At 57.8% G+C, this 6,771-nt stretch carries 6 protein-coding genes and 1 pseudogene; 3 read left to right on the top strand and 4 right to left on the bottom strand.

Annotated features, from left to right (window positions below; genetic code table 11):
* Nucleotides 1-18 precede the first annotated feature (18 nt).
* From uriH to B097_RS0106985, 4 genes are all read right to left on the bottom strand, one after another.
* Nucleotides 19-957 (bottom strand): uridine-preferring nucleoside hydrolase UriH, encoded by a 939-nt coding sequence (uriH, locus tag B097_RS0106970; RefSeq protein ID WP_018581820.1) that lies wholly within the window; start codon nucleotides 955-957, stop codon nucleotides 19-21.
* On the bottom strand, nucleotides 950-2,413 hold the full coding sequence (gene uriT, locus B097_RS0106975) for a uridine transporter UriT (protein WP_018581821.1): 1,464 nt from the start codon (nucleotides 2,411-2,413) through the stop codon (nucleotides 950-952). Before uriT ends, uriH begins: the two co-directional genes overlap by 8 nt.
* Before the next feature lie 13 nt (nucleotides 2,414-2,426).
* Nucleotides 2,427-3,374: a ribokinase gene (locus B097_RS0106980; protein ID WP_018581822.1), complete on the bottom strand. Its 948-nt coding sequence runs from the start codon at nucleotides 3,372-3,374 to the stop codon at nucleotides 2,427-2,429.
* Between the two features lie 83 nt (nucleotides 3,375-3,457).
* Nucleotides 3,458-4,471 (bottom strand): LacI family DNA-binding transcriptional regulator, encoded by a 1,014-nt coding sequence (locus B097_RS0106985; RefSeq protein WP_040429476.1) that lies wholly within the window; start codon nucleotides 4,469-4,471, stop codon nucleotides 3,458-3,460.
* A 187-nt stretch (nucleotides 4,472-4,658) separates the two neighbouring features.
* On the opposite strand from B097_RS0106985, the gene B097_RS13135 reads away from it, so the two are divergent.
* From B097_RS13135 to B097_RS13720, 3 genes and pseudogenes are all read left to right on the top strand, one after another.
* On the top strand, nucleotides 4,659-5,330 hold the full coding sequence (locus B097_RS13135; protein WP_018581824.1) for a hypothetical protein: 672 nt from the start codon (nucleotides 4,659-4,661) through the stop codon (nucleotides 5,328-5,330).
* 313 nt (nucleotides 5,331-5,643) lie between these two features.
* Nucleotides 5,644-6,255 (top strand): DUF3558 family protein, encoded by a 612-nt coding sequence (locus B097_RS0106995; RefSeq protein WP_018581825.1) that lies wholly within the window; start codon nucleotides 5,644-5,646, stop codon nucleotides 6,253-6,255.
* A 293-nt stretch (nucleotides 6,256-6,548) separates the two neighbouring features.
* Nucleotides 6,549-6,771 (top strand): annotated as a pseudogene (locus B097_RS13720) (IS256 family transposase); the annotation flags it as partial.

The following is a 6,771-nucleotide window of genomic DNA, read 5'->3' on the forward strand; positions in this document are numbered from 1 at the left end:
TCGAATGGTCCGCTGGTTTTAGCCGATTGCGCGGATAGCCGATGCCACCAAATCCCAGAACTTCGGGGCATCCAATTTCGTTGCTACCTGAGTGTGGCAATCCGCCGGGGCTGGTGAACGGAAATCGGCCACCGTCATGCCGGTCGTGAGCTTGCCATCAAGTTCCACGTCGAGCGGAACCTTCTGGGTTTCCACAATCGAAGGATCAATCAGGTAGGCGATGGTGCATGGATCGTGCACCGGAGGGTTATCGAATCCTTGCGCGTCCTTGTAATTCTCGCGGAACGCGCCGAACAGTCCAACAACAAAGTCAGCTGTGTCGGTACCGATGGCCTTGATCTCAGCCTCAACTTCCGGTGTAGCGAGGGCTTGGTGGGTCAGGTCCAAGCCAACCATGGTGAGTTTCCACGGCTCGTTGAACACGATGTGCGCCGCCTCGGGGTCGATCTTGATGTTGAACTCAGCGACGGGCGACCAATTTCCTACGTGGTACCCGCCGCCCATCAGGACGACTTCCTTCACACGTTCGACGATGCGTGGTTCCATGCGGGCAGCCAAAGCGATGTTGGTGAGCGGGCCGGTGGGCACCAAAGTTACCGTGCCGGGTTCGTGGGACATGATGGTGTCAATGATGAACTGCACGCCACTGCCTTCGGTCACATCGACCGTCGGTTCCGGCAATTCGTATCCATGAATCTCCATGCCGGTATCGCCGTGGATATCTTCGGCCACTTCAACTGGGCGTACCAAGGGGCGGGTGGCGCCCGCGTAGAGGGGCACGTTGTTCATGTTCGCGATGGTCATGACCTGGCGGGCGTTGAATGTGACTTTCTCCAATGTCTGGTTTCCGCCGACGGTGGTGATACCGAGCAAGTCGATCTCCGGATTGCCGTGTGCGAGCAGCATTGCGACGGCATCGTCGTGGCCAGGATCGCAGTCGAGAATGATCTTATGCATTGTGATTGACTCCTAGTTCTTCTTGTTCTTCACGCGCAGCTTGTGCTGCCAACGTATCCGAAATGGTTTCGGGTTTGGGGATGAGGAAAGAGATGAGGAATGCCGCCGCCAGCAGGACCGCGCCAGCGATCATGCCTGCAGCGTAGCCACCGCCGCTATCGGCGAAGATGGTCGCTACAGCGAACAGGATGGCGAATGAGATTCCAGAGCCGAGGTTGAACGCGCCTGCGTTCATGCCTGGCAAGTAGCCCTGGTTATCGGCTGGGGACAGGACGACACCGAGCCCGTTGAGCATGATGTTGGCAGTACCTGCGTAGGTGATGCCGACGAAAAGGGAGATGCCAAGCAGCGTTGCCGGACTTGGGGAATCAGACAGGAAGATCGCGGCCAAGACTCCGATGAACGTACCTGCAATACCAATCTGCAGGACATTCTTGTATCCGAACTTTGCTGCCAGCATGCCGGCAATCGGGCCGAAGACCAAGCCTGCCAAGGCATAGGGGGTGAGCGTCCACCACGACACTGTGCCCGCGGACAGGCCCGGACCGTTTACCGCGTCTTGCGCCAAGTTGGGGATTAAGCCGTTCATGATCGCAAACACGCCAGTCATGGTGAGCAACGTGGTGAGCAAGAGGGCCCAGGTGCGGCGTTGCTTCAGGTAGTCGACGGTGACAAGCGGATGCTCCACCTTCTTTTCCACATTCCAGAAGACGACCACACCCAGTACACCGACCGCGACCAGCAGCACGACCAGCCACCAGTTGGCGTCTTGAATCTTTCCGGCCTCGTTGAAGGCGGTGAGCAGCGCACCAATCGCGATGGCGAGCGGCAACACGCCTGCCCAGTCCATTGGCTGGTGCTCCTCAGCACGGGATTCGCGTGTAAAGAAGCGGACGGCAATGACTGCCGCGACGCAGAAACCAGCCATGACCCAAAAGATGGAGCGGAATCCGAAGGTGCCTGCCAGCCACCCACCAGCCAGCGCATCGACACCACCAATGCCACCGTTGACTGAGGTCAGGATGCCCATGTACAGGGCGTACTGCTTCTCATTAGGCACTTGCTGGCGCAGCATGATGAGGCACAGTGGCACCGTTGGCCCTGCCACACCTTGAATCACACGTCCGATAAATAAGACGGTGACGTTCGGGGCCAGTGCTGCTACGACGCAGCCGATACCGGTGACTAGCATCATTCCGATCAGCACTTTACGATGACCAATGAGGTCGCCCCAGCGTGGAAGGAATAACGAGAAAAGAGCTGCTGCGGTAAAGAATGCTGTTTGTGTCAGCCCGATCTGCGCTGCGGTCGCATTCAACTCTGACTCCATCGTCGCCAGAGCCGGCGAGAGCATGGACGCGTTGAGCTGGAAGGCAAACACCGCAACCAGGAGGGCGAGTAAGAGTGAAACAGCCTCCCCGGTGGGTGTGCGTCTCACATCAGTTGAGGTGGACATGATTTTTCCTTTCTTAGTTGGCCACGAGGGGCTTGACTTGTTGGGCGAGTTCTTCAAATTCTGATCGTCGTTGCGTGTAACCCTGCGCCCCCGGTGCCGAACAGGCGGCTGTAGCGGCGGCAATGCCAAACCGGGCTGCGGCATCAATGGAAGCGCCTTCAGCAAGCAGAGCAGCGAACGTGCCGACGAACGCATCGCCAGCGCCGGTTGTGTCGCTGATATCGACCGGAAGAGCGGGAAGTGAGCAGTGCACGTCCTTGGCAGCCACGATGGCTCCTCGTTCACCGAGGGTGGCCACGACATCCACGCCGAAACGACGATGGATTTCTGCGGGCATATTTTCAGCACGCTCGGGGTCTGCCGACGCTTCACCAAGGAGAGTCGCGGCCTCGATCTCATTGACGACCAAAATGTCTACGTCCTCGAGAAAATCCTCATCAGGGGAGCCTGGCGCGAGGTTCAAGATGGTGCGGCACCCTTGGGATTTCGCGTATCGGAGAGCTTCGAGGGTGATGCTCTTGGGGATTTCGTTCTGGCATACCACCACGTCGTTAGGCGCGGCAAGGTCCAACGTGGATCGCACGTTGTCGGCTGAGACATGGCCGTTTGCGCCTGGTACCACGACGATTGCGTTGTTGCCGTTCGCACCGATTTGAATGAAGGCCTGGCCGGTATCCATCCCGTCCAAGACATTGACGCGGGATAGGTCGAGCAACGTTTCTTCAGAACAGTGGCGGAACAGGGTTTCTCCTGCTGAGTCCTGCCCAACAGCCCCGACCATGACGGTATCTACCCCCGCCCGACCCGAGGCGACGGCTTGGTTGAGGCCTTTGCCGCCGACTGATTCTTCGAGCCGGGTGGCGGCGATTGTTTCGCCCTCAGAGACGAAATTTTCAACGGTAAGGAAGCGGTCGAGATTTGCGCTTCCGACTACGAAAACTTGCACCTGCGGGTGTGCCATAGTTCCTCCAATGTAAACGATTACTTCAATGCTGGGTGATGGTTAAAGTTCAGTTGCAGCAGTGCAACAATGCTTCGTCGGGGTTATCTCGTGGTCGACCCTCCGACTCGTAGGGTTCCAGGGATTCGGAAAGTCGAAGGCGCTGCGCTGTCCTCGCCAGAGACCCGTTGAATGAGCTGTTCGACTGCCACCCGAGCCATTTCTTCAATGGGTTGGATCAACGTCGTTAGCGATGGCTGCACTAGGGAGGCAGTGGTGATTCCATCGAATCCTGCGATAAGAACCTCATCTGGCACCAAAACATCGTGTTTTGCACACGTCATGAGCGCGCCGATTGCCATGAGGTCATTGGCTGCAAAGATCGCTTCCGGCAGGTTATCCAGGCGCTTTTCGACGACCTCTGCGCCCGATTCTGCAGTGAAATCCCCAGGGGCCAGTTGCACATCTTCCAACTCCGCTTGAGCGCAGGCCTTTAAGAAGCCCGATTTCCGTTCCTCTGAAACCGGCGACCCCTTCGGTCCCTCAATATGCAGGATGGACTTAGCCCCGCAATCAATGAGGTGCTGACAAATGGTTTCTGCGCCAGCGACATTGTCGGTGTAGACAAGCGGCAGGTTGGAGTGCCCAATTGGGCGGTCGAAGGAGAGGACGGGAAGGCTAATGTCCTTATCGGTCAGTGGCTTCTTGTTCGGCTCCCAAGAGGAGGAAACGATCAAGATCCCGTCGACGGTTCTACTGTTCGCCAAGCGCTGGCATTCTGCTGTGGGATCTTCTCCGCCTGCAATGAGTACTGCGTATCCATGTTTCCGGCATTCGGCTTCGATATGGGGTAACAGTTCGAAGTAAAAGAGGTTGTCGAAGCCCGGAAGGATCACTCCGATTGTTCCCGTGCGCTGACTGCGAAGCGCTCGTGCCGAAGCGTTTGGGACGTAGCCAAGCTTCTTCATCGCCTGGCTCACCTTATTTGCCGTTTCTTGCGAAACCGTGGCGCTTCCGTTGATCGTCCTCGACACGGTGGCGGTAGACACTCCTGCCTCGGCCGCCACTTCCGCGACGGTGGGGGAGTGTCCGGCAGCAGTTCTGTTCTCCTGTGCCATGGCTTCCTCCATCGATGAAAACGATTACATCCTTCAAGTTAGTAAATTCGACCACATATGGCCAGAATGTGTGAGATACAACATAATCGCGCGGGGGTAAAGTAGCCCTAGTCTTTTCTTTCATTACCTCAGGCGCGTTATGTTCCGCCGTGTAAGCTTGACGGCAACACTAGTAACAGGAGGCAACATGCGTTTCGGAAAATTGGCTGCGGTGGCGTGCGCCATGGTCGTCGGGTTGGGCTTGGCGCCTGCCGCGTCGGCGTCGTCGGTTTCCGTGGAGGGTTCCTCGGCTGCCGCGCCTGCGCTTGGCGTCGCCGCGCCGCGTGGCACCACCGTCACTCAGGGCGATGAGATCCTCGGGTTCCGCGGCCTCGTCTGGAACACATGCACCTTGGGTTACGTCGACCGCGCCGCGCGTGTCGGCTACACCGCCTCCCACTGCGCTTTCCCGGGCGAACCTGTTTTTAACTCGCGCTCCCAGCTGATCGGCTTCGTCGAAAAGTCCAACATGCTTGCCCTGAACACAGGTGCCACCGACGTCGCCCGGATCCGCTTCGTCGACGGCGTGCACATGGGCGCCAACGTTCATACCGGTGATGCTCGCGTCCCCGCCCACACCGTCCGCCCCGGCGAGAATCTGTGCGCCTGGGATCGCACCGATGCACGCGTCGTCTGCGGACCAGTCACCGATGTACGTGGCAAGAACGTCAACGGTCACCTGCCTGGCGTCGGCCCCGGTGACTCCGGATCACCCGCCTGGATCCCCGGCCGAGGCTTCGTCGGCGTGGTCTCCGGCGCCGATAACACGGGCCCCGGTGGCCTGTTCCGCGAACGCATCGCCAGCCCCGACGGTTTCTAGCTTTCGCTTTACGACGAACACCCTGCCGAACTCTTGTCGTGACAAGTTCTGCGGGGTGTTTCTTGTTGTGCCATGATCATGTTCACCAGTTCGTCGCACCGGGGGAGGGCAATGGGGGAGTGCTCCATGGCGGGCTGGTGACGGTCCATGAGCGGGCACTTGTCCTGTCTTGTGGGCCGAGTACGTGCCACCCGCTGGGGCAGAGGCTGCATCACGTGCCCCAGCGGGTGATGTTGAAGTAGTAAGTTCTGCGTGTCTTTCGCGGTTGTGTCAGGATTATGGACGCCGGTGAAACGTACTCGGGGGAGGGGCCATGAAACTCAGAATCGGTGCTGTTGTTGTAGCGCTGTCGTCGTTGCTGCCTGCTTGTTCAGCGGCCGGCGACGCGGAGCCTGCCGCTGCCGTGACTGAGGTTGTCACTGAGGTCGTCGAGCCGGAGCCTGACATCGAGACTGTCGATGCGTTTCATTTTGAATCCGGCACTTTGGAACTCGGGCCATTCGATCCGCTGGAAGTCTACCCAGATGTCTTCGACCCGTGCCAAGAAATCTCTGACGAAGAATTCGCGGAGCTGGGCTACACGACTGATGGGGTGACGGTGCCGCTCAACGAGAGCACGCTAATGGGTTGCACGCTTCTCTCCACTGATACGCCAGTTTTGGAGGGACTGCTTCTCTCAGGAAACCTAGCAAGTAAGGATGACTTTCTGCAGCAAACTGAAATCATTTCAGACGATATTTCTGCCGAGGTTCCTGGGATGTTTCTTTTCGTCGCTCCCGACGAAGAATTCAATAATTGCGGGGCTGTCGTTTCCACCGAGCGTGGGCATCTAATTGCTTTCTCGGCTGACGCATCAAAACCTTACAACCAAGAAGTCCATTGTCAGCGAGCAATCAAATTTTTGGAAAGGCTAAAGGAACTGTAAACATGCTTAACGGGGGAAATTTTCTAAACATAGTGCCGGCCGACGTGGCTGCGGCAGTATCACAACTGGAGAAACCTGCAGTTAGTCTCGGAATGGATTTCAAATACGGTTCTCTTCCAGATTTTTCGCTTTTCACCTCAGTGTCAGGATTGAAAGAGATGGGGGACTCACACAACCGGGTCATCGATGACAACGGGGCACAATCGCGACAAGCGTTTGCTAATCGCTTCTCCAGAGGGTGTCAGATGGTTTGTGTGTGAGGGATTCCCCTCACACCAAGGAGATGAACCAGAATGACTACCGTGGCACGACGAAACCCAGAGGACTCCGCAAAGATCAAAGCGATCGAGGAAAAGCTCCTCGCCAATCCTGAGATGGCGAAGCTGATCGACGAGCTCGGCACCTCCACCACGGATGCCAACGATCTCGTCCGGGGCCTGCTCCAGGCCTCGATCAACCGGGGCCTCAACGCCGAGATGGATGCCCACCTCGGCTACCAGCACGGCGACCGGAACA

The organism is Corynebacterium pilosum DSM 20521 = CIP 103422 (assembly GCF_000373805.1).
In the GTDB taxonomy this organism is placed as follows: domain Bacteria; phylum Actinomycetota; class Actinomycetes; order Mycobacteriales; family Mycobacteriaceae; genus Corynebacterium; species Corynebacterium pilosum.

Excerpts from the sequence above, each read along its gene's own strand:
- B097_RS0106980 (WP_018581822.1), bottom strand. The coding sequence starts at position 3,374 with ATGGCACACCCGCAGGTGCAAGTTTTCGTAGTCGGAAGCGCAAATCTC.
- uriT (WP_018581821.1), bottom strand. The coding sequence starts at position 2,413 with ATGTCCACCTCAACTGATGTGAGACGCACACCCACCGGGGAGGCTGTT.
- B097_RS0106985 (WP_040429476.1), bottom strand. The coding sequence starts at position 4,471 with ATGGCACAGGAGAACAGAACTGCTGCCGGACACTCCCCCACCGTCGCG.
- uriH (WP_018581820.1), bottom strand. The coding sequence starts at position 957 with ATGCATAAGATCATTCTCGACTGCGATCCTGGCCACGACGATGCCGTC.
- B097_RS13135 (WP_018581824.1), top strand. The coding sequence starts at position 4,659 with ATGCGTTTCGGAAAATTGGCTGCGGTGGCGTGCGCCATGGTCGTCGGG.
- B097_RS0106995 (WP_018581825.1), top strand. The coding sequence starts at position 5,644 with ATGAAACTCAGAATCGGTGCTGTTGTTGTAGCGCTGTCGTCGTTGCTG.